Raw genomic sequence first — 22755 nt, forward strand, 5'->3', positions numbered from 1 at the left:
GTGCCGTCACGGGCCTACCAAGCTCCTCAACCGGCCCCCCAAAACGCCGACGTCCGCGCCTCTATGAGTCCCTAATACGCCTGCTTGGCGTCGGCCTCTTCGCTGGTCTGGATCAGGTCGAGGCTCTGCTCGATCTTGCCGAGCAGGGCCGAGCTCTTGCGACTCAGGTCAGGCGGGCCTCATGTCCGCTATGCTCCCGAATGCGGCGAAACCTCGTCGGAGGTCCGAGTCGGGCCAACAACAGACACGCATGCTTCCCACCTTTCGAGCGCAAGGCGAAGGTCCTGTCATTGCACCCCAAACAAAGGTTCTGCCGTTGATAGTCGGCCGCTTCACCGATCGAGCGTGGCGAGATAGGCGGCAAGTGGCAAAAAGTCCGCCTCCTTGAGCGTTTTGACCACATCGATCATCGGCTTGCTCTCCGGCCCAGCGCGGAAGCCGTGCCGGTATTCGTAGAGCTGGCGGAAGATGTAGGTCGGCGAGCGCCCCGCGATGCTCGGCACGACGTCGGTGCCGGTCAGCTTCTCGCCATGGCAGCCGGCGCAGGCGATCTCCGGCTTCGCGGCCAGCCCACGACCGGCAGCGACGCTGCCGGGCGGTACATAGGCTGTGAAGCGGACGCGCGCGTCGCGGTTGACGAAGCGGCCAACGTCCGCCGGTGTCTCGATGATGCGCATGCCGATCAGCTCGCGTTCATCGCCTTGAGTGACGAAGAACCAGCCCGCGACCGTTGGTTTCGGCACGGTCTCGGTCTCCACCACATCAACCAACTTCTTTGGCTTGATGGCGGCAAAATATTCAGCCGCCGCCTTGATCTCATCGTCGTTCGCTGCCTTCGCGAGCGAGATCATCCATGCTTGCGGAATGCGGTCGGGCAGTGCTGTCGTACGTTTGCCGCTCCTGTAGTCTTGCATCTGTTGGATAAAGTAGGCCACCGGCAGGCCGGCGATGTCGGCGTTCTCCGGACCACCCGTTCCAGAGGCACGATGGCAGAAGCCGCAGGCGTAGACGTCAGGCGCGCGGCCGCTCGCCACCACCGTCGGCATCGCCGGATGGTCGCCCGGGTGCCAATCCGGTGCGAGGAAGCGATCGCGCGTTTGTGGAACTGTATAGCTCACCGTGCTGTCGGGAACGTGGCGAGGTTGGCCGTCATCGGACGGCGGCTTGAAGTCAGGCGGATTGTAAGTGTAAGCCCAGAACGGCGGCTTGTCGGTGGTCTGCGCTTGCGCGCCCGCCGCAGATACGAAAATTATGGGCAGTGCAACTAACGCCTGAACAGCCGCTCCCAATCGTGCCATGTTCGCCTCCGGCTTTCGGGCAGCGAAGAGAAATAAACTAGCCCTGAATCCGCGCGGGAACAATTGGCTTGCTTGTTATTGAGGCCGGTCGTCCTGAGGCCCGCTTTGGGTCAAAACCCGCAATGCTCTGACAAGGCATAAGACGTCAGCTCAACCCCTGAGAAGCCGACATCGGTACCTTGCGAGTTCACGCGCTAATACGCCTGCTTCGCGTCGGCCTCTTCGCTGGTCTGGATCAGGTCGAGGCTCGTTTCGATCTTGCCGAGCAGGGCCGAGAGCTGCTTGCGCTCCTGCGCGGAGAGGCAGGCGAGGATCTCGTCTTCCCGCCGCAGCAGCTGCGGGAACAGCTCTTCATAGAGCGCGCGGCCCTTCGCCGTCAGTTGCAGGCGGAACTCGCGGCGGTCGGCCTCGTTCTCGACCCGCTCGATCAGCTTCTCGTGCAGCAGCGTGGTGACTGCGCGGCTGATGGTGGATTTATGCGTGCGGGTGCATTGCGAGATGTACTGCGCGCTGCAGGCATCGTTGCGGAAACCGAGCGTGGCGATCACGCGCCATGCCGGAATGTCGAGGCCGTGGCGTTCCTGATATTCCACCGCGAGCGCGGAACTCACTTCCGCCGCGAGCCGGTTCAGGCGGAACGGCACGAATTTGAACAAGTCGAGCCGCGACTTTGCTTTCGGCGATGGCTGGTCTGCCTCGCGTGCCTTCAGCGCAGTGTCTGTCGTCCTCGCCAAGGAGAGCGCTCCGAATTCCAGTTGACGACCGGCCGGCTCCGGTCCTAAATAGTTGCACGTGAGACTATCTAGCAGATCAGTCCTCTCTTTACCAGAGCCGAGGTTAGTGTATGGCGCAGGCCAATACGCATCAGGCCAAAATCCAGTTCGGCTACCGCCGCCACCCCGATCAGGACCACACCGGCCCGGGTCCGGCCGAGCATCCGGTCGTGATCGTCGGTGCGGGCCCGGTCGGGCTGTCGCTGGCGATCGACCTTGCCCAGCGCGGCCAGCGCGTCGTCCTTCTGGATGACGCCGACCGCATCGGCGAGGGCTCGCGTGCGATCTGCTTCTCGAAGCGGTCGCTGGAGTATTGGGACCGGCTCGGCGTCGGCGATCGCATGGTCGCGAAGGGCGTGGTGTGGAGCGTCGGCCGGATTTTCCACGGCGAGTCCCAGCTCTACCAGTTCAACCTGCTGCCCGAGGACGGACACAAGCGGCCGGCCTTCATCAATCTCCAGCAATATTACGCCGAAGCCTATCTGGTCGATCGCATCGGTGATCTGCCCGGGATCGACCTGCGCTGGCGCAACAAGGTGACGGCGCTGGAGCAGCGCAACGACTCTGTTGCGCTGACCATCGAGACCCCCGAGGGCGCCTATCGCCTGCACGCGCAATATGTGATCGCCTGCGACGGCGCGCGCTCCTCGCTGCGGCAGATGGTCGGCGCCGAATTCGCCGGACAGGTGTTCGAGGACCAGTTCCTGATCGCCGACGTCAAGATGACGGCGGAATTTCCGACCGAACGCTGGTTCTGGTTCGATCCGCCGTTCCATGCGGGGCGTTCGGCGCTGCTGCACCGGCAGCCCGACGACGTCTGGCGCATCGATCTCCAGCTCAATCGCTACGCCGATCCCGTCGTCGAGAAGAAGCCGGAAAACGTGCGGCCGCGGATCGCGCGCATGCTCGGCCACGACAAGTTCGAGTTCGAATGGATCTCGCTCTACAAATTCCAGTGCCGCCGGATGGACCGCTTCATCCATGGTCGCGTGATCTTCGCCGGCGATTCCGCGCACCAGGTCTCGCCCTTCGGCGCGCGCGGCGCCAATTCCGGGCTTGAGGACGCCGAGAATCTCTCCTGGAAGCTCGATCGCGTGCTGCGCGGCATTTCGCCCGCAAGCCTGCTCGAGAGCTACCATGTCGAGCGCAGCATGGCGGCGGACGAGAACATCCGCGAATCCACCCGCTCGACCGACTTCATGGCGCCGAATTCGCATCAGGAAGCGCGGCTGCGCAAGGCGGTGCTGTCGCTGGCCAAAGAGACCGAGTTCGGCAAGCGCATGGTCAATGGCGGCCGGTTGTCGGTGCCGTGCAGCTACGATACGCCGCTGTCGTCACCCGATGCCGACGCATGGACGGCGGGCCCGCGGCCCGGCTGCTCGATGCTCGATGCACCTGTTGCCACACGCGGGGGCGCGCCGGGGTATTTGACGGATGCATTCCGCAGCAACGGAACGGACTTCACCCTGCTGTCGTTCAGCAATGGGACTGCAATCGATGCCCCCGATGGCGTGAAGGACATCCGCATCGGCGGCGAGGGCGGACTTGCCGATCCGTCGGGCGTTGTCGCAAAGCGCTATGGCGGCGCGCCGGGAGCGGCCTATCTGCTCAGGCCCGACGGCTACGTTGCCGCACGCTTCCGTCATCCGACGCGCGACGCGATCGCAGCTGCGCTGTCGCGGGCTGCAGGCTTGAATTGAGGTTTCATATGCCGCTGTCCACCAGCTCCAATTTCGCGCGACCCGATGATGCCTTCCGCGCCATCGTCGAGGCGCATCGCGGGCTCACCGAGGAGCAGAGTGCCGATTTCGACGCGGCGCTGGTTTTGACCCTCGCCAATCATATCGGCGACATCGGCGTGCTGCAGGAGGCGATCTTGCTCGCCAAGCGCCGCATGATCGACGGCCAGCAGCAGCAGCAGCAACAGCAACAGCAACAACAATGACCCAGTGACTTGAAGCAAAGACCTAAGGATGAACTGATGGCGAAGAACTTCGCATCCACCGGCGATCTCTCCGAGAAAACAATCACCTTCTCCGAGATCGGCACCGATCTCTATGCCTTCACCGCCGAGGGCGATCCCAACACCGCCGTGATCGTCGGCGACGATGGTTGCCTCGTGTTCGACGCGCAGGCGACGCCCGCGATGGCGAACAAGGTGATCGAGCGCGTCAAGGCCGTCACCGACAAGCCGATCAAATACGTCGTGCTGTCGCACTATCACGCCGTGCGCGTGCTCGGTGCGTCCGCCTATCACGCCCAGGGCATCGTCGCCTCGCAGGAGACCTATCGTCTCATCGAGGAGCGCGGCAAGCAGGATTGGGATTCCGAATATGGCCGCTTCCCGCGGCTGTTCCAGGATGCCTCGAGCATTCCCGGCCTGACCTGGCCGACGCTGACCTTCGAAGGCGAGATGTCGATCTATCTCGGCAAGCGCGAGGTGCGGCTTATGCAGCTTGGCGCCGGTCATACCTCCGGCGACATCGTCGCCTGGGTGCCGGATGCGGAAGTGATGTTCTCCGGCGATCTCATCGAATATCACTCGGCCTGCTATTGCGGCGATGCGCATTTGCGCGAATGGCCGCTGACGCTCAACGAGATCCGTAACTTCAATCCCAAGGCGATCGCGCCGGGGCGCGGCGATGCGCTCAACGGCACGGCCACGGTGCGCGAAGCCATCGCGATGACGCGCGACTTCGTCACCTCGCTCTACGGTGCGGCCGAAATATCGGTCGCCAAGGGGCGCACGCTGAAGGAATCGATGGCAGCGACGCGCGAGGTGATGGATCCGAAATTCTCGGGCTTCGCCATCTACGAGCACTGCCTGCCGTTCAACGTCTCCCGCGCCTTCGACGAGGCGTCGGGGATCGACGACCCCGTGATCTGGACCGACAAGCGCGACCAGGAGATGTGGGCCGCCCTGCAAGGAGGAGGATAGTCATGAACATCAATACCTCGCCCGATCAGATCGTTCGCAGCTCGGCCCAGGTCACGCCGGGCTACATGTCCGGCTTCGGCAACAGTTTTGAGACCGAGGCGCTGCCGGGCGCGCTGCCCCTGGGGCGCAACTCGCCGCAGCGCTGCGCCTACGGGCTCTATGCCGAGCAGCTTTCCGGCTCGCCCTTCACCGCGCCGCGCGGCACCAACGAACGCTCCTGGCTCTATCGCATCCGGCCCTCGGTGAAGCATTCGGGACGCTTCGAGAAGGCCGATGCCGCTCTCTGGCGCTCGGCGCCGTGCCACGAATACGATCTGCCGATCGCGCAGATGCGCTGGGATCCGACGCCGCTCCCGAAGGATGACGTCACCTTCGTTCAGGGCGTGCAGACCATGACGACGGCGGGCGACGTCAATACGCAGGCCGGCATGGCCGCGCATGTCTACCTCATCACCAAATCGATGGTGGACCAGCATTTCTACAATGCCGACGGCGAGCTGATGTTCGTGCTGCAGCAGGGCAATCTGCGCCTCGTCACCGAGTTCGGCCGCATCGACGCCGAGCCCGGCGAGATCGTGGTGATCCCGCGCGGCGTCAAGTTCCGCGTCGAGATTCCGAACGGACCGGCACGCGGCTATCTCTGCGAGAATTACGGCGGCGCGTTCACGCTGCCGGAGCGCGGCCCGATCGGCGCCAACTGCCTCGCCAACGCGCGCGACTTCCTGACGCCGGTGGCTTACTACGAGGACAAGGACACGCCGACCGAGCTCCACGTGAAATGGGGCGGGGCGCTGTTCAAGACCACGCTGCCGCATTCGCCGATCGACGTCGTCGCCTGGCACGGCAATTACGCGCCCTACAAATACGATCTGCGCACCTTCTCTCCGGTCGGTGCGATCGGCTTCGATCACCCCGATCCGTCGATCTTCACCGTGCTGACCTCGCCGTCGGAAACGGCCGGCACCGCGAATATCGACTTCGTCATCTTCCCCGAGCGCTGGATGGTGGCCGACAACACTTTCCGTCCGCCCTGGTACCACATGAACATCATGAGCGAGTTCATGGGCCTGATCTACGGCGTCTACGACGCCAAGCCGCAAGGCTTCGTCCCCGGCGGCATGAGCCTGCACAATTGCATGCTGCCGCATGGCCCCGACCGCGACGCCTTCGAGCACGCCAGCAACGGCGAATTGAAGCCGGTGAAGCTGACCGGCACCATGGCCTTCATGTTCGAGACCCGCTATCCGCAGCGCGTCACCGCGCATGCGGCGAACGCGTCGACGCTGCAGGACGATTACGCGGATTGCTGGAAGGGCCTGGAAAAGCGGTTCGACCCGAACAAGCCGTAGCTTCTTACCCTCTCCCCTTGTGGGAGAGGGCGGTTCGCCGCACAGCGGCGAGACGGGTGAGGGGTTCTCTCAGCACGGAAATCTCTCATTGGAGTTCGCGGAGACAACCCCTCATCCGGCGCCATAGCCGATGCGAAGCATCGGCGTTCTTAAGGACGGCGGCCGAAGGCCGCCTATGCCACCTTCTCCCACAAGGGGAGAAGGAAGAAAGGATCGAGCCGAAAGTGACAACCCACCCGAACGACCCCAGCCTCCGCGCCTTCATCGAAATTGATCCCGCCTCCGACTTCCCGATCCAGAACCTGCCCTACGGCGTGTTCTCGACCGCGGCCAACACGACGCCGCGCGTTGGTGTGGCGATTGGAAGCTACGTGCTCGATCTCTGGGAGCTCGAGCAGGATTCCCGGCTCGACGTCGGCCCGCTCGGCGTGTTCTCGGGGGCCTCGCTCAATCCCTTCATGGCGCTGGGGCCAAAGGTGTGGGCGAAGACGCGGGCACGGATCAGCGAGCTCTTGCGTCACGATCATCCGGAGCTGCGCGACAATGAGGAGCTGCGCAAGCAGGCGCTCGTGCCGATGCGTGATGCGAGACTCCATCTGCCGTTCGCCGTCTCCGGCTACACAGACTTCTACTCCTCGAAGGAGCACGCCACCAATGTCGGCGTGATGTTCCGCGGCAAGGACAATGCACTGCAGCCGAACTGGCTGCATATGCCGATCGGCTATAACGGCCGAGCCTCGACCGTCGTCGTGTCAGGCACCCCAGTGAAGCGGCCGCGCGGGCAGCTCAAGCCGCCGAACGTCGAGGTGCCGAGCTTTGCGCCATGCAAGCGGCTCGATTTCGAGCTGGAGATGGGCGTCGTGGTCGGCCAGCCCTCGCCGATGGGTGGCATGCTCACCGAGCAACAGGCCGAGGAGATGATCTTCGGCTTCGTGCTGCTCAACGACTGGAGCGCGCGCGACATCCAGCAATGGGAATATGTGCCGCTCGGCCCGTTCCTCGCCAAAGCGTTCGCGACCTCGATCAGCCCGTGGGTGGTGACGCGCGAGGCGCTGGAGCCGTTCCGGCTGACGGGGCCGGAGCAGCAGCCGGTGCCGCTGGACTATCTCAGGCAGGCCAAGCCCCAGAACTACGATCTGGAGCTCGACGTCTCCTTGCGCGCCGCCGGCGCCAACGCGCCCGCCAGCATCAGCCGCACCAATTTCAGATACATGTACTGGTCCTCGGTGCAGCAACTGATGCACCACGCGTCCTCTGGCTGCGCCATGAATGTCGGCGATCTCCTCGGCAGCGGCACCATCTCCGGCCCGGAGAAGAGCCAGCGCGGCAGCTTGCTCGAGATCAGCTGGAACGGCACCGAGCCGGTCGAGCTGCCGGGCGGCGCCAAGCGCTCGTTCCTGGACGACGGCGACAGCCTCGTCATGCGCGGCTGGTGCCAGGGCAAGGGTTATCGCGTTGGGTTTGGCGAGGTCGAGGGGACGATTCTCGCGGCGGAGTGAGCCGCGCGTTCCGATGTCGTAGGGTGGGTTAGCCCTGCGATTGCGCAAAGCGCAATCGCTCGGCGTAACCCACCTCTTTGGCGTCCGCGGCAGCAGAAGTGGTGGGTTACGCTGCGCTAACCCACCCTACGAGACCTATCGCTTCTCCGGCGGCACGCCCTTGATCCTCGCGCAATGCGCCGCGACATCCTCAGCGCTGTACTTCAAATGCACCCGCTTGTCCGATGGCGCCTGCTTGGTCGTGCACACACCCAGCCGCCATTCCTGCGTCGGCCTGATCGGGCGCGGCGCAAAGCCGCCGCCGCAGTTCGGGCAGACGTTGGAGAGTTTCGTCTCCACGCAGTCCGCGCAGAACGTGCATTCATAGGAGCAGATCCACGCATCCGTCGCATCAGGCGGCAAGTCGCGGTCGCAATATTCGCAATTCGGTCGAAGCTGGAGCGCCATGGCTGAATCTCCCGGATTGACCGGGATCATCGCAGATCGCGCACACGGCGCGAATGCCGTAGTTCCCTCGATTTCAGCCGGGCTTGAGGCGATTGCCAGCGCCGCTAGTGTCCAGCCTTCCACGCCTTCGTAACCGCAGCGATCTCCGCCGCCTCCGGCTCGCGCACTGCCGACGGCGTGCGTGAGAATCTCGGCGCCGGCGCGGGCTGCTTCACGCCGTGGCGCTCGACGAAGACGTTGCGGGCGACCATGTGCGGATGCCCGGTGGCTTCCGACATGGTCAGCACCGGTGCGAAGCAGATGTCGGTGCCTTCCATGATCTTGCACCAGTCCTCGCGCGTCTTGCTCTTGAACACCGCCTTGAGCTTCTCCTTCAGTGCCGGCCAGGCCTTGGGGTTCATCTGCGCGTCGAAATCCGAATCGGTCAGGCCCGCGTGCTCGCGCAGCAGCGCGTAGAACTGCGGCTCGATCGAGCCGATCGAGACGAAGTGGCCGCAGGCGCATTCGTAGACGCCGTAGAAATGCGCGCCGCCGTCGAGAAAGTTCTGGTTGCGCCCCTCGGTCCAGCGGCCGAGTGTGGTCATGTCGAAGAAGAACGACATCAGCGATGCTGCGCCGTCGCACATCGCCGCGTCCACGACCTGGCCCTTGCCGGACTTTGATGCCTCCAGCAGCGCGGCGAGCACGCCGACGACGAGATAGAGCGCACCGCCGCCGAAATCGCCGACCAGGTTGAGCGGCGGCACCGGCGCCTCTTTCGTGCCGATCGCGGCGAGCGCACCGGTGATCGAGATGTAATTGATGTCATGGCCGGCCGCGTTCGCCAGCGGGCCTTCCTGCCCCCAACCGGTCATGCGGCCGTAGACGAGCTTTGGATTACGCGCGAGCACAACGTCGGGGCCGAGTCCGAGCCGCTCCATCACGCCGGGGCGAAAGCCCTCGACCAGCGCATCGGCGCTGGCGAGCAGGTCGAGCACCTCGGCGATCGCCGCCTTGTCCTTGAGATCGAGCTCGATCACCTTTCGGCCGCGGCCCGCCACCGACTTCATGCTCTTCTTCGCGCCGACCCGGTCGAGCGTGACGACGTCGGCGCCCATGTCGGCCAGCATCATGCAGGCGAACGGGCCGGGGCCGATGCCGGCGAATTCGACGATGCGGAAGCCTGAAAGCGGGCCGGAGCTGCGGACGGACGAGCCTTTTGATCTTTCTTGAGCGGATTCTTGGGCTGATTGATCGAGCACGTTGTTGTTTCCTCGGGTCGCGGGCAGATGCCGGTGGTGCGGCAATCGCCTCTGACGTTGCTCTTGGGGGCGAGTTAATTGGCTGATTAACTTTTCTCGCCTTCACGCCAGCGAGGCAAGCGGTTTTGATGCCGCACGGCCAAAATAAAACGGCGCGCACCGAAGTGCGCGCCGCGGAAAATTTGTGTCGAGACGCTGTCAGCCGGCAGCGGCCACCGCGCGCTGCGCCATCACCTTGACGAGGTTGGCGCGGTATTCCGCCGTGCCGTGGATGTCGGCCAGCAATCCGCTTGCGGGGATGCTGACGCTGTCGATCGCCGACGGCGACCAGTTCGCCTTCAGCGCAGCTTCGATGGCGCCCACCCGCATCACGCCGCTCTGCGAGGCGCCGGTGGCGGCGACCCGGATCTCGCCCGCCTTCGTCTGCGCCACGAACACGGCGGTCAGCGCGAAGCGCGAGGCCGGATGCCGCATCTTGGCGTAACCTGCCTTGGCCGGAACCGGGAACGACACGGCGGTGATGATCTCGCCGTCTTCAAGGGCGGTCGTGAACAGGCCCTGGAAGAAATCCTCCGCCGAGATCGACCGCTTGTTGGTCTTCACGGTGGCGCCGAGTGCGAGAAGTGCGGCCGGATAATCCGCGGCGGGGTCGTTGTTGGCGATCGAGCCGCCGATCGTGCCGCGATAGCGCACGGCGGGATCGCCGATCAGCGAGGCCAGATAGGCGAGCGCGGGGATCGCCTTCTTCGCAGCGTCGCTGGTCGCCACGTCGTAGTGCGTCGTGGCGGCCTTGATGGTCAGCGTGTCGCCGGAGGCCTCGACGCCGATCATGTCCTTGATCTTGGCGACGTCGATCACGTCGGAGGGGCCTGCGAGCCGCTGCTTCATGACCGGCAGCAGCGTCTGCCCGCCGGCCAGGAACTTCGCCTCGCTGCTCTTGCCGAACAGGCTGGCGGCCTCGTCGACCGAGGAAGCACGATGATAGGTTGTCTGGTACATCTTCGTTCCTCCCTCTTAAGCCGCGTGGATCGTGCGCCACACCCGGTCAGGGGTTGCGGGCATTTCCAGATTGTTCTTGCCGATCGCATCCGTGATCGCATTGATCACGGCCGCTGACGCCCCGATGGCGCCGGCCTCACCGCAACCCTTGATGCCCAGGGGATTGCCCGGGCACAGCGTCGTGGTGTGGGAGAGGTTGAAGGAGGGCACGTCGTCGGCGCGCGGCATGGCGTAGTCCATGAACGAGGCCGTGACCGGCTGGCCGTTGGCATCGTAGATCGCGTGCTCGAGCAGCGCCTGTCCGATGCCTTGAACAAGGCCGCCATGGACCTGGCCCTCGACGATCATCGGGTTGATCAGCCGGCCGAAATCGTCGGCCGCGACGAAGTTGACGAAGGAGGTCTTGCCGGTGCCGGGATCGACCTCGAGCTCGCAGATATAGGTGCCGGCCGGGAAGGTGAAGTTGGTGGGGTCGTAGAAGGCGCTCTCCTTCAGGCCCGGCTCCATCCCGTCAGGCAGGTTGTGTGCGGTATAGGCCGCGAGCGCGACCATCGGCAAAGCGATCGCCTTGTCGGTGCCGGTCACCTTGAACTCGCCGTTCTCGATGACGATGTCGGCTTCCGACGCCTCCAGCGCATGCGCGGCGATCTTCTTGGCCTTGGATTCCATCTTCTCCATGGCCTTCAGGATCGCGGTGAGACCGACGGCCGCCGAGCGCGAGCCGTAGGTGCCCATGCCGAACTGCACCTTGTCGGTGTCGCCATGGACGATCGAGACCTGGCTGATGGGAACGCCGAGGCGTTCCGCGACCAGCTGGCAGAACGTGGTCTCGTGGCCCTGGCCGTGGCTGTGCGATCCCGTGAGGATCTCGATGGTGCCGACCGGGTTGACGCGCACCTCGGCCGATTCCCACAGGCCGACGCCGGCGCCCAGGCTGCCGACCGCCTTCGACGGCGCGATGCCGCAGGCCTCGATGTAGCAGGACACGCCGATGCCGCGCAGCTTGCCGTCGGCTTTCGCCTTGGCCTTGCGGGCGGCGAAGCCGGCATAGTCGATCGCCTTCATCGCGGCATCGAGCGAGGCGTTAAAGTCGCCGGTGTCATAGGCCATGATGACCGGTGTCTGGTGCGGGAACTGGGTGATGAAGTTGGCCCGCCGCAGCGCCGCCGGATCGACCTTGAGCTGCCGGGCCGCCGTCTCCATCAGACGTTCGATCAGATAGCTCGCCTCGGGGCGGCCCGCGCCGCGATAGGCGTCGACCGGCGTGGTGTTGGTGTAGACCCCGATCACCTCGGCATGGATGGCCGGGATGTTGTACTGGCCGGACAGCAGCGTCGCGTAGAGATAGGTCGGCACCGAGGACGAGAACAGCGACATGTAGGCGCCGAAATTGGCGTAGGTCTTCACCTTCAGGCCGGTGATCTTGTTGCTGGCGTCGAACGCCAGCTCGGCATGGGTGACGTGGTCGCGGCCATGCGCGTCGGTGAGGAAGGCCTCGGTACGGTCGCCGGTCCATTTGACGGGACGGCCGATCTTCTTCGAAGCCCACAGCGCCACCATCTCTTCCGGATAGATGAAGATCTTGGAGCCGAAGCCGCCGCCGACGTCGGGTGCGATCACGCGCAGCTTGTGCTCGGGGGCGATGTTGTAGAACGCCGACAGCACGAGGCGGGCGACGTGCGGGTTCTGCGAGGTCGTGTAGAGCGTGAAATGCTCTTCCGCCGCATCGTAATCGGCGATCGCCGCGCGCGGCTCCATCGCGTTCGGGGCGAGGCGGTTGTTGGTGACGTCGAGCTTCACGACGTTGGCGGCCTTGGCGAAGGCCGCATCGGTTGCGCCCTCGTCGCCGATCACCCAGTCATAGACCTGGTTGCCGGGCGCTTCGGGATGCAGCTGCGGCGCGCCTGATTTGATCGCGGCGTGCACGTCGGCGACTGCCGGGAGCTCTTCATAATTCACGACGACGGCCTCGGCCGCGTCGCGCGCCAGATTCTTGCTGTCGGCGATCACGACCGCGACGGCCTGGCCGACGAAGCGCACCGTCTCCGGCGCCATCGCCGGCCATGCGCCCATCTTCATCGGGCTGCCGTCCTTGGAGGTGATGGCCCAGCCGCAGATCAAATTGCCGACCTTGTCGTCGACGATCTGCTGTCCCGTGAGCACCGCGACCACGCCCGGCATTTTCAGCGCGGCGGAGGAGTCGATCCCCTTCACCTTGGCGTGCGCGTGCGGGCTGCGGATGAAGTGGGCATGGGTCATGCCCAGCAATTTGATGTCGTCCACGTACCGGCCCTTGCCGGTGATGAAACGCTTGTCTTCCTTGCGCACGACTCGCGCGCCGATGCCTTCAACACCCATGTCTGGTCCTCCCGACCGGAAATTTTATGGCTGCGCTATCCTTCGAGAGCGGCAGCGGTGATTTTGTTCGTTCGAGGCGCGCCGCTCTACTCGGCCGCCTGCGAGACTTTCATGCGCCCGGCTGCATCCAGCACGGCTTTCACGATGTTGTGGTAGCCGGTGCAGCGGCAGATATTGCCTTCGAGCTCCTGGCGGACGGTGGCCTCGTCGAGCTGGCCACCGTGACGATGCACGATGTCGATCGCCGACATGATCATGCCCGGCGTGCAATAGCCGCACTGCAGGCCGTGATTGTCGCGGAAGGCGGCCTGCATCGGATGCAGCTCGTCGCCCTTGGCAATGCCTTCGATGGTGGTGACGCAGGCGCCGTCGGCCTGTCCTGCCAGCATAGTGCAGGATTTCACCGCGCGGCCGTCCATGTGCACGACGCAGGCGCCGCACTGGCTGGTGTCGCAGCCGACATGGGTGCCAGTGAGGTTGAGGTGATCGCGCAGGAGATGGACCAGCAGCGTGCGATCCTCGACGTCGACAGCAACGGCCTTGCCGTTCACTGTCAGTTTGACTGTAGACACGGTGAAGTCCTCCCGAGTGTTTGTAGTTATTCTAATTAGAGACAGCGCCAACGGAACTTTGCAACTGGGATTTTGGGGGCCGCGCGTCATGGAAAGGTCATCGTGACGTATGTCGCAGGTGCGATTCGGTCACGATGCTCCGTGCCGCCGCCGGTGCGTGGCGCGACCTTGCAAGGTGCTCTGGAAAAGATGGTCGCTTCGTCTGTGACGGCGTGTTCCCCGCCCTCGCGCGAAGCGCTTCGGACGTCGGGCACTCCTCCGCGTCGTTTCTCCCTTGATGCCTTGTTCGTTGTCGCGAATAGGAGCACGCGCCGAGGCCTCTGTAATCGCGATCTTGGTAGTAGGCGGCGGCGAGCTAAGTCATTGATTTCATTCGCGGCAATGCAGCAAATCGCCGCCGGCGCGATGCCGCGGCAAGCCCTGCCGGGCGGGACGCTGGTCGTCGTCACGCCCTAGTACTTCCTGGCGATTGATCGCCGGCGTGCGCCACCCTAGTCGAACCGTACAAGCAACGGCAAAAAGGGGTGGAAGCGATGCAGATGAATGACAGTCAGCGGATCCCGGCGTCGAAAGCCAAGGTGTGGGCTGCGCTCAACGATCCCGATGTTCTCAGGCGCTGCATTCCCGGCTGCCAATCGCTCGAGATGGCATCGCCGACGGAGATGACGGCGACCGTGGTCCTGAAGGTCGGTCCGGTGAAGGCGACGTTCAGCGGCAAGGTGACGCTGACCGACATCGACGCGCCCAACGGCTACCGCATCGTCGGCGAAGGTGCCGGCGGCGTCGCGGGCTTTGCCAAGGGCGGCGCGAAGGTCAGGCTGGAAGAGGAATCGCCCGACGTCACCATCCTGCATTACGAGGCCGACGCGCAGATCGGCGGCAAGCTCGCACAGCTCGGCTCGCGGCTGATCGACTCGACGTCGCGAAAACTCGCCGCGAACTTCTTCGAAAACTTCGCAGGCCTGGTAGCGCCATCATCGTGATCGATGCGCGCGGAGTTTGATGGGAGCCATCGGATTGCGGCGCGATGTTGCCTGAATTCGATGGCGCATTTCGTTCTGCAAGACACCGGCAAGATGCAAGCCCGGACAACGAGATGCGCAGCGAAACGTGCCGATGATCTGCACTACTACCTTCCGCCTATACTAAGCGCGAAAAGGCGATGCTGTAATTTCGAACGATGGCTCGCAGGCAAACTGCACATCACGAGCGCGACGCGCGCAGGCGCCCAACGAGGCGTACACAACAAACACCGCGGAGGGATACATGACCTTTGGAACGAAGGGCTTCTTGGCCGGCATCTCCATGATTGCGATGCTTGCCGCCGTTACACCGGGCGTTCGCGCCAACGACTCCCTGCTCAAGGCGCAATCCGATTCGAACCAGTGGGCCGTTGCCGGCCACGACTATGCCAACACGCGCTTCAGCCCGCTCAAGCAGATCAACACCGAGAACGCCGGCAAGCTGACGCTCGCTTATTCCTTCTCGCTGGCGTCGCTGCGCTCGAACGAATCCTCGCCGATCGTCGTCGGCAACACGCTCTACGTTTCGAGCTCGTGGGGTCCGAAATACGTCTACGCGCTCGATGCGGCCACCGGCGTGCGCAAGTGGACCTACGAGCCCGACATTCCCGATGACGTGCTGCAATACGCCTGCTGCGACGTGAACAGCCGCGGCGTCTCCTATGCCGACGGCAAGATCTTCGTCGGCCGCCTCGACGGCAAGCTGACGGCGCTCGATGCCGCGACCGGCAAGGCGCTGTGGACGGCGAAGGTGGTCGATTACAAGCAGGGCTCGGTCATCACCTCGCCGCCGCTCGTCGTGCGCGACAAGGTCATCACCGGTTTCGGCGGCGGCGAATACGGCGTGCGCGGCTCGCTGCAGGCCTTCGACATCAACACCGGCAAGCAGGTGTGGCAGACCTTCACCGTTCCTTCGCCCGACGAGCCCGGTGGCGATACCTGGAAGGGCGATTCCGCGCAGCATGGCGGCGGCGCGGCCTGGCTGGTCGGCTCCTACGATCCGAAGAGCGACACGGTCTATTGGGGCACCAGCAATCCCGGCCCGTGGAACACGGCGGTGCGCTCGACCGGCGACGGCAATTTCGGCAAGCTGACCAACCTCTACACCGCCTCGACGCTCGCGCTCGATCCCAACACCGGCAAGATCAAGTGGCACATCCAGACCACGCCGGCCGATGCCTGGGACTATGACGGCGTCAACGAAGCGGTGCTCGCGGATCTGAAGATCGGCGGCAGCACCGTCCCGACGCTGATGAAGGCGGATCGCAACGGCTACTTCTTCGTCGCCAACCGGGAGACCGGCAAGGTGCTTTCGGCGGAGAAATACGTGTTCTCCAACTGGGCGCAGAAGTGGGACATCGCCACCATGCGCGCGGTCGAGGATCCCGACAAGCGCCCCGGACCGAATCATCCCGCCAAGGACATCTGCCCGAACCTGATCGGCGGCAAGAACTGGCAGCCGATGTCGTTCAACCCGCAGACCGGCCTCGTCTACATCCCGTCCAACAATGTCTGCATGGACTGGTCGGTCAGTGATGTCGCCTACAAGCGCGGCGTGTTCTATCTCGGCGCGGAATTCCCGACCAAGGCGGGCCCCGGCGGGTTCCTCGGTGAGCTCGTGGCCTGGGATCCGGTTGCGCAGAAGAAGGTCTGGTCGATCAAGGAAGACCTACCGTTCAACGGCGGCACCTTGACCACCGGCGGCGGCCTGGTGTTCGCCGGCAACATCCATGGCGACTTCCGCGCCATCGATGCGAAGTCCGGCAAGGTGCTGTGGAGCAAGAATCTCGGCTCCGGCATCGGCGCGGGCCCGGTGACCTACCAGGTCGACGGCAAGCAATATGTCGCCATCGTCGTCGGCCGTACGGCGGCGCTGCCTGCGTTCCTGGGCGAGGTAGGAAAGAAGATGACGGCCGCAGCTCCCGAGGGCGGTTCGCTCTTCGTGTTCTCCGTCCAGTGACCACTCGCGCGCGTATCCTCGAGGTGACGGATACGCGCGCGCTTTTTCCAGACGACAGTTGCGGCATCGGCTGATGCCCTGCCGCAGCGCTGTTTCACAAAGCTCCGGCTCAACAAAGCTACGGGAGACGAGGATGCGTCCGAATCATTCTGGCATCGGTGCGACCCGACATCGCTCCATCACGGCCCTGTTCGCATGTGCCGCCGCGGCGCTGATCACTCCGGCCTCGCCGCTGCACGCCGACGAGGCGCAGCCGCTCCGTCTCTGCGCCGATCCGACCAATCTTCCATTCTCGAGCGATAGTCCGTCGCAGCCGGGCTTCTATGTCGAGATCGGGCAGGCCCTGGCGCAGGCACTCGGCCGGCCGATCGCCTACGATTGGTACAAATCCTATTTCGGCAAGCGCACCGTGCGCGTCACGCTGCTCGGCAAGCAATGCGATGCCATGATCGGGCTGCCGCGGTCCGAGGATTTCATGGGACCGGCCGTGATCTTCTCCAACACCTTCGCGAAGCAGGGCTATGCCCTCGTGGCCGCCAAGGGGAAGGCGATCGGCGGCATCGACGGCCTCAGGGGCAAGCGGGTCGCCGTGCAGTTCGCCAGCACGCCGCAAAACCTGCTCGCGAGCCGCGATGACATCCAGAAGGTGACCGTGCTGTCGCCCGAGGAAGGCATGCAGGCGCTTGACCAGGGCAGGGCCGACGTCGCCTTCATCTGGGGTCCGGTCGCCGGCTGGCTGAACAAGACCAGCTATGGCGATCGCTATCAGCTTCAGCTCACCGAGGGCGAAGGCCTGTCATGGGACGCGGCCATCGGCTTTGCGAAGACCTCGACCGAGCTGCGTGACCGCGTCGATGCCGTGTTGCCGCAGCTTCAGGGCACGATCGGCGATCTCGCGGTGAAATACGGCTTGCCGACCAGTCAACCGGTTCGCTTCGGCGCGGCGCAAACGGTGCCCGCGGCAGTGACCACGGGGACGGGAACCGGAACCAGCGTGACGCAGATCGCCAATGTGGTGGCGACCGAGACCAAGGCCGACGCGGCCGCGCCGGGGGCCGAGGCCGTCGGCACCGGCAAGGAGATCTTCAACGGCACCTGTGCGCATTGCCATGGTCCCGACGCGATCCAGAGCGAGCGGAAGATCGATTTGCGGCTGCTGCGTCACCGCTACGGCGACGAGATGCGCGAGAAATTCTGGACGACCGTGCATGACGGCCGGCCGTCCAAGGGGATGCCGGCCTGGAAGGAGGTCTTCACCGACGACCAGTTCGACAACATTTATTCCTTCCTGCTGACGGTCCAGTCCGAATCGAACGACTGAACGATCTTGACCGAACCCGATCAGGAGGATGTGGTAGCGTCCGTCCGGCACCATCCCGGCGCCGGACGGGTGCCGCATGGTGGTGCCTCTTCCGCTGCTGCGGTGGATGCCTGTGCGGTGCAGTGTTCGGCGATGCAGTCCTGTGAAGGCGCCATGACCAGCTTCCTGATCATCGACGATCATCCGCTGTTTCGCGAGGCGCTCGGCAATGCGGTGCGGCTGGCCCTGCCGGACGCGCGGATCTTCGAGGCGATGTCGATCGAGGATGCCCTGCATATCCTGACGGCCGAGCAGGGCATCGACCTCGCGCTGCTCGACCTGTCGCTGCCTGATGCGACCGGCTTCTCCGGCTTTCTGCGTTTGCGCGAGGCCTATCCGCGCCTGCCCGTCGCCATCGTGTCGAGCGAGGAGGACCAGCACGTCGTCCGCGAGGCGCTGGCGCTGGGGGCCGCCGGCTATCTGCCGAAGTCGACGTCGAAGCGCGAGCTGGCGCAATTGATCGAGGGCGTGCTGAATGGATCGGTGTCGGTGCCGAAGGATTTCGTGGCGGCGCCGCAGCGGCGGCGGGCCGATGCCAGCAAGGCGCTCGAGGTCAAGCTGCGCGAGCTCACCCCGCAGCAGCTTCGCGTGCTCGACCTGTTGCGGCGCGGCTATCCGAACCGGCAGATCGCCCAGGAGCTTCAGCTCGCCGAATCCACGGTGAAGGCGCACATCACCGAGATCCTGCGCAAGCTCGGCCTGTTCAGCCGCAACAAGGCGATCATCGAGATCGGCAAGATGGACTTGCCCGATCCCAAGGGCCGGCCCTATGCGCGGCTCGATCGCGGGCGGCCGCAATGACGCGCGGTGTCGTTCTTGACCTGGATCAAGCCGGTTTGACCCGGCTGAGCCATTCTCGGCTCGCTCAATTCAACATCGATCCCGGCAACATCTTCGGCAAGGTCTTCAGAATGATGGCTCATACGTGATGCGATTTCTGATCGTCGAGGACCATCCGCTGTTCTGCGAGGCGCTCGAGGGCGCGCTCCAGATGGTGGCGCCGGCGGCCGAGATCCTCCAGGCGACGTCGATCGACGGTGCGCTCGATCTGGTGGCGGCGACCACGGAGCTCGACCTCATCCTGCTCGATCTGTCGATGCCGGGCACAACAGGTCTTTCGGGCATCATCCGCATCCGCAAGGCGTTTCCCAGAATTCCCGTCGTCATCGTGTCGGGGCATCAGGATCGGCAGATCATGTCGGGCGCCTTGTCGCTCGGCGTCTCCGGCTACATCCTCAAATCATCGTCCAAGCAGGATCTGGCGCAGGCGATCGGCGAGGTGCTGCGCGGTGCGGTCTGTGTGCCCGCCGCCTATCGTGGGCTCATCCGCCCGCAACGCGCCTCCGGCCCCGCGCAGGATCTCATCAAGCGCCTGCACGAGCTGACGCCGCAGCAGTTGCGTGTGCTCGAAATGCTCAAGCGTGGCCTGCAGAACAAGCAGATCGCCTACGAGCTGAAAATTTCGGAGACCACCGTGAAGGTCCACGTCTCCGACATCCTGCGCAAGCTCAACGTGCTGAGCCGCACCAAGGCGATCGTCGAAATGTCCAGGATCGATTTCGCGACGCTGGCAGCCGAGGGGACCGGCACGAAGCGGGAGCGTTCGCAGGCCGATCCGCCCTCGGGATAGCCAGGCGTCAGTCATCGGAACGAGGCGCGAACGTCGTCGACGGTTCTCTCCGGATTTTGGAGGTGAGGGTAGTGTCCAATGCCGGGGAGAAGCGCGAATTCCGCGCGGACCCTTTCAGCGAGTTCTACTCCCATCTCCTTCTTGATGTAGAGATCTTTCTCACCCCAAACCACCTTCAACGGAGTTTTGAGCCGAGCGAGTTGCGATTCGAAGTGGTCTTGGTCTCGCGTGAAGTGCGAGTAGTAGTGGGAGAAAGCGTCTACGGTCGTCATGGCGCCGTGACTCCATCCGTGAGACATGTCGTCCCTGAATTCCTGCGAAACTTCGAACTGCGCTTCCTTGGGCAAGCCTCTTGTGAAGACGTTTTTCAGGATCTCGTCGCGATTCCTGTTCATGTTAGCGCGGACCTGCTCCATGGCAGGCCCCGCCTTCAGATTTTGCAGATTCTCGGACATGAACTGCGGCCGGTTGAACGGGGCGAAGTCGCCAACGATGATGGCCCTTGCGATATAAGGTTTTTCCACCGCCAGCAGGAGTGCCGGTAGGGCTCCGATGTCCGTTGCGTAGATCGTGAGCCTGGATGCGTCGATGTCTGCTTTCGCGATGTACTGGTCCAGAACATGCGCGTAGTCCTTTGGCGCGTAGGAAAACCTGTCGACCGCGGGCCTCGATGAAAGACCGTAGCCCGGCCAATCGAAAGCATGGATTTCGTAGTCATCGGCGAGGGCCGCGCCGATATCCTTCCAGGCATACAGGGTCTCTGGAAAGCCGTGCAGAAAGAGAACGGTCCCCCTCGGTCTCGTGCTGCGCAGAACCATCCTTCTGAGCGTGATATCTTCGCTGATCTCGAAGAAACCGATCGGGTTTTCGTTGATCCGGTGTGACATGGTCAGTGTCCTTTCATCCCGTTACGAGATCGGCGTCCAGTCGAGGTGATCTTTGGGCCAAGGAGGCCCGGCGGAGAAGAGTTCGGGCTGCTGCTACGCCTGATGCTCGAGTACGGCCTGCGGCGTGTTCCGAAAGCTGATGGCCATGCGATTGTAGGCGTTCATCAAGCCAATCGCGATCGTGAGGTCCACGAGCTCTCGTTCGTCGAACACGACACGGGCGGCCTGATACGATTCGTCCGGTACGTTGGTCTCCGCGACGCGTGTCACCGTTTCGGCCCATGCCAGGGCGGCGCGTTCGCGCTCATCGAAGAGGTTGCCGGCCTCCCTCCACGCCTGTAGCAGCGCGAGCTTTTCCATCTTCACTCCCTTCTTGAGCAAGTCGCGCGTGTGCGAGTCGAGACAATACGCGCAGTTGTTGATCTGCGAAATTCGCAGATAGACCAGGTCGACCAGCGCAGGGGAAAGGCTGCTCTGCATGACGTAGCCGTAGACGCCGCCCAGCGCTTTCACGCCTGCCGGTGCGATCTGATTGTAGTCGAGGCGCTTGCTCATTTTAGCTCCTTGATAAACGGAAGTGCTCAGGTCTTTTTCGTCGCTCGCCGCCGTCACTTCACCAATGCGAGCAGCGGCTTACCTTTTTCGACGATATAGGTGGCGAGTTCGCTGCCGGTGACGCTGCCGACGTTCCTTGCCGCATGAACCGTTCTGGCCGGAATGAACAGGACGTCGCCGGCCTTCAGCGTGATCGGCGGCTTGTCCTCGATCTGGTACTCGAGCGAACCCTCGAGGACATAGATGATCTCTTCGCCGGGATGCGTGTGCTTGCCGAAGGCCACCCCCGGAGCAAGGTCGACGCGTACCTGGACGGCTTCGCGTCCGGGGGCGGAGAGATCGTGCCGCTGCAGATCGGTGCGTGTCACGCCCGCCTGCTGAGCTTGCGCCGCGCTGGAAGCCAGGACGCTTCCGGCGACAAGCGCCGCGATCGCCAGGATTTTCTTCTTCACCTGATGCTCGGTCATTTCGTGCTCCCTTGGGCAGAATGTTCAGATCGATTTGCGCAGCGACCGGAAGCCTGTGCGGACTTCTTCCGCAAAAAGTTGCGGCTGTTCCCAGGCTGCAAAGTGTCCGCCCTGGTCGACCTTGTTGTAGTGAATGAGCTTGTGATAGGCGCGCTCGGTCCAGCTGCGCGGAGCCTGGTAGATTTCGCCTGGAAAGACGCTCACGGCAGCGGGAATCGAGATGTCGACCGCGTTCAGTGCGCTCATTCCCTTGTTTTCCCAATAGAAGCGGGCCGCCGAGATCGCGGTGTTCGTCAGCCAGTAGAGTGTGATGTCGTCGAGGACGTCGTCGCGTGTGACGTCGCCTGCGGAATGCCCATTGATGGTGCGCCCGAGCACGGCCGAAGTGATCGCCGCCGCCGGCTGCGCATCACCGTCGCCGTGGTCGAGAATCCAAGCGGCGAGGCCAACCGGCGAATCCGCCAAGCCATAGAGCGTCTGCGGCCGCGTCGCCATCATTGCGGCGTAGGCAAAATGCTTGGCGCGAAAATCCTTCACCTGGCCGAAGGCGCGGTGCTCGTCGGCTGAGAGACCGGATGGTGCCTCACCGATCTGCAACGCCTTTGTGATCTCCGGCGGAATCGTGCCGGGGAAGTTGGTGTGGATGCCCAGCAGTTCCGGCGGCGCCTGTTCCGCCATCGCATTGGTAATGAGAGCACCGATGTCCCCGCCTTGCGCGACAAAGCGGGTGTAGCCAAGGCGCTTCATCAGCTCGACCCAGGCGCGCGCGACGCGAGGGGGGCCCCAGCCGCTGGTGGTCGGTTTGCCCGAAAAGCCGTAGCCGGGAACGGACGGGATCACGACATGGAAAGCGTCCGATGCGCTCGCTCCGTGTGCCGTGGGATTGGTGAGAGGATCGATGATCTTCAACTGCTCGATGATCGAACCGGGCCATCCATGCGTGACGATGAGCGGCAGGGCATTTTCATGTTTCGAACGAACGTGAAGGAAATGAATGTCCAGTCCATCGATCTCGGTGATGAACTGGGGCAGGGCGTTCAACTTTGCCTCGATCTTCCGCCAGTCGTAGTCCGTCGCCCAGTAGCGCGCGAGGTCCCGAAGGATCGCAAGCTGTACGCCCTGCGACTCGTCGGCGACGGTTTCCTGTTCCGGCCACCGCGTCGCGTTTATGCGGCTGCGCAGATCGATCAGCGCCTCTTCCGGAATATTGATCCGGAAAGGCCGGATTTCGTCGCTTGTGGCTGCCGTCGCCGGGTGCGTGGAAAGAACACTTGCGGCCGCCGCCGCGGCAATTCCCATCGCGGCGGTAAGCATGAGCTGGCGCCGGTCCGGGTTGATGATTTCCGAAACTGATTGCGCACGCATTGGGACTCTCCCTCACTCGTTCAATTGGGTGACGT

The 22755-nt window shown here is 63.9% G+C and carries 22 protein-coding genes and 1 pseudogene; 11 read left to right on the plus strand and 12 right to left on the minus strand.

From position 1 onward, the window contains the following. Nucleotides 1-71: 71 nt before the first annotated feature. The 3 genes and pseudogenes from RAD15_RS36915 to RAD15_RS36925 form a co-directional block, all read right to left on the minus strand. Nucleotides 72-161 (minus strand): annotated as a pseudogene (locus RAD15_RS36915) (MarR family winged helix-turn-helix transcriptional regulator); the annotation flags it as partial. A 171-nt stretch (nt 162-332) separates the two neighbouring features. Beyond that, nucleotides 333-1361, minus strand: coding sequence for a c-type cytochrome (locus RAD15_RS36920; RefSeq protein ID WP_458183640.1), 1029 nt, complete (start codon nt 1359-1361; stop codon nt 333-335). Nucleotides 1362-1492: 131 nt separating this feature from the next. Continuing rightward, on the minus strand, nt 1493-2032 hold the full coding sequence (locus tag RAD15_RS36925; RefSeq protein WP_458183641.1) for a MarR family winged helix-turn-helix transcriptional regulator: 540 nt from the start codon (nt 2030-2032) through the stop codon (nt 1493-1495). 110 nt (nt 2033-2142) lie between these two features. Between RAD15_RS36925 and RAD15_RS36930 the strand changes: the two genes are divergently transcribed. From RAD15_RS36930 to fahA, 5 genes are all read left to right on the plus strand, one after another. Beyond that, nucleotides 2143-3771 (plus strand): FAD-dependent oxidoreductase, encoded by a 1629-nt coding sequence (locus tag RAD15_RS36930; RefSeq protein ID WP_458183642.1) that lies wholly within the window; start codon nt 2143-2145, stop codon nt 3769-3771. A gap of 8 nt (nt 3772-3779) precedes the next feature. Further along, the gene (locus tag RAD15_RS36935) at nt 3780-4016 is read left to right on the plus strand and encodes a DUF2783 domain-containing protein (protein ID WP_458183643.1); all 237 of its coding nucleotides are present in this window, start codon (nt 3780-3782) and stop codon (nt 4014-4016) included. A gap of 36 nt (nt 4017-4052) precedes the next feature. Next, nucleotides 4053-5009 carry an MBL fold metallo-hydrolase gene (locus tag RAD15_RS36940; protein WP_458183644.1) on the plus strand — a complete coding sequence of 319 codons (957 nt, stop codon included), beginning with the start codon at nt 4053-4055 and terminating at the stop codon, nt 5007-5009. 2 nt (nt 5010-5011) lie between these two features. Beyond that, a complete protein-coding gene (gene hmgA, locus RAD15_RS36945) occupies nt 5012-6358 on the plus strand; it encodes a homogentisate 1,2-dioxygenase (protein WP_458183645.1) in 1347 nt (448 codons plus the stop codon). A gap of 224 nt (nt 6359-6582) precedes the next feature. Continuing rightward, the gene (fahA, locus tag RAD15_RS36950) at nt 6583-7857 is read left to right on the plus strand and encodes a fumarylacetoacetase (protein ID WP_458183646.1); all 1275 of its coding nucleotides are present in this window, start codon (nt 6583-6585) and stop codon (nt 7855-7857) included. A 135-nt stretch (nt 7858-7992) separates the two neighbouring features. Here fahA and RAD15_RS36955 read toward each other — a convergent pair whose 3' ends face one another. The 5 genes from RAD15_RS36955 to RAD15_RS36975 all read right to left on the minus strand — a co-directional run bounded on the left by RAD15_RS36955 (nt 7993) and on the right by RAD15_RS36975 (nt 13474). Further along, nucleotides 7993-8304: a DUF1272 domain-containing protein gene (locus RAD15_RS36955; protein WP_458183647.1), complete on the minus strand. Its 312-nt coding sequence runs from the start codon at nt 8302-8304 to the stop codon at nt 7993-7995. 104 nt (nt 8305-8408) lie between these two features. Next, nucleotides 8409-9545, minus strand: coding sequence for a CaiB/BaiF CoA transferase family protein (locus RAD15_RS36960; protein ID WP_458183648.1), 1137 nt, complete (start codon nt 9543-9545; stop codon nt 8409-8411). Between the two features lie 198 nt (nt 9546-9743). Then, on the minus strand, nt 9744-10544 hold the full coding sequence (locus RAD15_RS36965; RefSeq protein WP_458183649.1) for an FAD binding domain-containing protein: 801 nt from the start codon (nt 10542-10544) through the stop codon (nt 9744-9746). A gap of 15 nt (nt 10545-10559) precedes the next feature. Beyond that, nucleotides 10560-12902: a xanthine dehydrogenase family protein molybdopterin-binding subunit gene (locus tag RAD15_RS36970; protein WP_458183650.1), complete on the minus strand. Its 2343-nt coding sequence runs from the start codon at nt 12900-12902 to the stop codon at nt 10560-10562. 86 nt (nt 12903-12988) lie between these two features. Continuing rightward, on the minus strand, nt 12989-13474 hold the full coding sequence (locus RAD15_RS36975; protein WP_458183651.1) for a (2Fe-2S)-binding protein: 486 nt from the start codon (nt 13472-13474) through the stop codon (nt 12989-12991). A gap of 533 nt (nt 13475-14007) precedes the next feature. Between RAD15_RS36975 and RAD15_RS36980 the strand changes: the two genes are divergently transcribed. The 6 genes from RAD15_RS36980 (at nt 14008) to RAD15_RS37005 (ending at nt 19446) form a co-directional block, all read left to right on the plus strand. Beyond that, nucleotides 14008-14457, plus strand: a complete 450-nt coding sequence (locus RAD15_RS36980; protein WP_458183652.1) for an SRPBCC family protein — start codon at nt 14008-14010, stop codon at nt 14455-14457. Nucleotides 14458-14740: 283 nt separating this feature from the next. After that, entirely contained in the window at nt 14741-16456 is a 1716-nt protein-coding gene (locus RAD15_RS36985) for a PQQ-dependent methanol/ethanol family dehydrogenase (RefSeq protein WP_458183653.1), read from the plus strand. Nucleotides 16457-16589: 133 nt separating this feature from the next. Further along, the gene (locus RAD15_RS36990; protein WP_458183654.1) at nt 16590-17777 is read left to right on the plus strand and encodes a c-type cytochrome; all 1188 of its coding nucleotides are present in this window, start codon (nt 16590-16592) and stop codon (nt 17775-17777) included. Between the two features lie 153 nt (nt 17778-17930). After that, nucleotides 17931-18617: a response regulator gene (locus RAD15_RS36995; protein ID WP_458183701.1), complete on the plus strand. Its 687-nt coding sequence runs from the start codon at nt 17931-17933 to the stop codon at nt 18615-18617. After that, nucleotides 18614-18745, plus strand: coding sequence for a hypothetical protein (locus RAD15_RS37000; protein ID WP_458183655.1), 132 nt, complete (start codon nt 18614-18616; stop codon nt 18743-18745). Before RAD15_RS36995 ends, RAD15_RS37000 begins: the two co-directional genes overlap by 4 nt. Next, nucleotides 18745-19446 carry a response regulator gene (locus RAD15_RS37005; RefSeq protein ID WP_458183702.1) on the plus strand — a complete coding sequence of 234 codons (702 nt, stop codon included), beginning with the start codon at nt 18745-18747 and terminating at the stop codon, nt 19444-19446. The genes RAD15_RS37000 and RAD15_RS37005 overlap by 1 nt, the downstream gene beginning before the upstream one ends. A gap of 11 nt (nt 19447-19457) precedes the next feature. On the opposite strand, the gene RAD15_RS37010 is transcribed toward RAD15_RS37005, so the two are convergent. The 4 genes from RAD15_RS37010 to RAD15_RS37025 form a co-directional block, all read right to left on the minus strand. Then, nucleotides 19458-20333, minus strand: a complete 876-nt coding sequence (locus RAD15_RS37010) for an alpha/beta fold hydrolase (RefSeq protein ID WP_458183656.1) — start codon at nt 20331-20333, stop codon at nt 19458-19460. A gap of 93 nt (nt 20334-20426) precedes the next feature. Then, complete coding sequence (locus RAD15_RS37015; RefSeq protein ID WP_458183657.1) at nt 20427-20888, minus strand: carboxymuconolactone decarboxylase family protein; 462 nt, start codon at nt 20886-20888, stop codon at nt 20427-20429. A gap of 53 nt (nt 20889-20941) precedes the next feature. Further along, on the minus strand, nt 20942-21355 hold the full coding sequence (locus RAD15_RS37020; protein ID WP_458183658.1) for a cupin domain-containing protein: 414 nt from the start codon (nt 21353-21355) through the stop codon (nt 20942-20944). A 24-nt stretch (nt 21356-21379) separates the two neighbouring features. Beyond that, on the minus strand, nt 21380-22720 hold the full coding sequence (locus RAD15_RS37025; RefSeq protein ID WP_458183659.1) for an epoxide hydrolase family protein: 1341 nt from the start codon (nt 22718-22720) through the stop codon (nt 21380-21382). Nucleotides 22721-22755 lie beyond the last annotated feature (35 nt).

The organism is Bradyrhizobium sp. 14AA (assembly GCF_054185205.1).

Bases quoted from the DNA above. Each gene is read 5' to 3' on its own strand.
- RAD15_RS36930 (WP_458183642.1), top strand. From the start codon at position 2,143: ATGGCGCAGGCCAATACGCATCAGGCCAAAATCCAGTTCGGCTACCGC.
- RAD15_RS36935 (WP_458183643.1), top strand. From the start codon at position 3,780: ATGCCGCTGTCCACCAGCTCCAATTTCGCGCGACCCGATGATGCCTTC.
- RAD15_RS36940 (WP_458183644.1), top strand. From the start codon at position 4,053: ATGGCGAAGAACTTCGCATCCACCGGCGATCTCTCCGAGAAAACAATC.
- hmgA (WP_458183645.1), top strand. From the start codon at position 5,012: ATGAACATCAATACCTCGCCCGATCAGATCGTTCGCAGCTCGGCCCAG.
- RAD15_RS36955 (WP_458183647.1), bottom strand. From the start codon at position 8,304: ATGGCGCTCCAGCTTCGACCGAATTGCGAATATTGCGACCGCGACTTG.
- RAD15_RS36965 (WP_458183649.1), bottom strand. From the start codon at position 10,544: ATGTACCAGACAACCTATCATCGTGCTTCCTCGGTCGACGAGGCCGCC.
- RAD15_RS36970 (WP_458183650.1), bottom strand. From the start codon at position 12,902: ATGGGTGTTGAAGGCATCGGCGCGCGAGTCGTGCGCAAGGAAGACAAG.
- RAD15_RS36980 (WP_458183652.1), top strand. From the start codon at position 14,008: ATGCAGATGAATGACAGTCAGCGGATCCCGGCGTCGAAAGCCAAGGTG.
- RAD15_RS36985 (WP_458183653.1), top strand. From the start codon at position 14,741: ATGACCTTTGGAACGAAGGGCTTCTTGGCCGGCATCTCCATGATTGCG.
- RAD15_RS36990 (WP_458183654.1), top strand. From the start codon at position 16,590: ATGCGTCCGAATCATTCTGGCATCGGTGCGACCCGACATCGCTCCATC.
- RAD15_RS36995 (WP_458183701.1), top strand. From the start codon at position 17,931: ATGACCAGCTTCCTGATCATCGACGATCATCCGCTGTTTCGCGAGGCG.
- RAD15_RS37000 (WP_458183655.1), top strand. From the start codon at position 18,614: ATGACGCGCGGTGTCGTTCTTGACCTGGATCAAGCCGGTTTGACCCGG.
- RAD15_RS37005 (WP_458183702.1), top strand. From the start codon at position 18,745: ATGCGATTTCTGATCGTCGAGGACCATCCGCTGTTCTGCGAGGCGCTC.
- RAD15_RS37010 (WP_458183656.1), bottom strand. From the start codon at position 20,333: ATGTCACACCGGATCAACGAAAACCCGATCGGTTTCTTCGAGATCAGC.
- RAD15_RS37015 (WP_458183657.1), bottom strand. From the start codon at position 20,888: ATGAGCAAGCGCCTCGACTACAATCAGATCGCACCGGCAGGCGTGAAA.
- RAD15_RS37020 (WP_458183658.1), bottom strand. From the start codon at position 21,355: ATGACCGAGCATCAGGTGAAGAAGAAAATCCTGGCGATCGCGGCGCTT.
- RAD15_RS37025 (WP_458183659.1), bottom strand. From the start codon at position 22,720: ATGCGTGCGCAATCAGTTTCGGAAATCATCAACCCGGACCGGCGCCAG.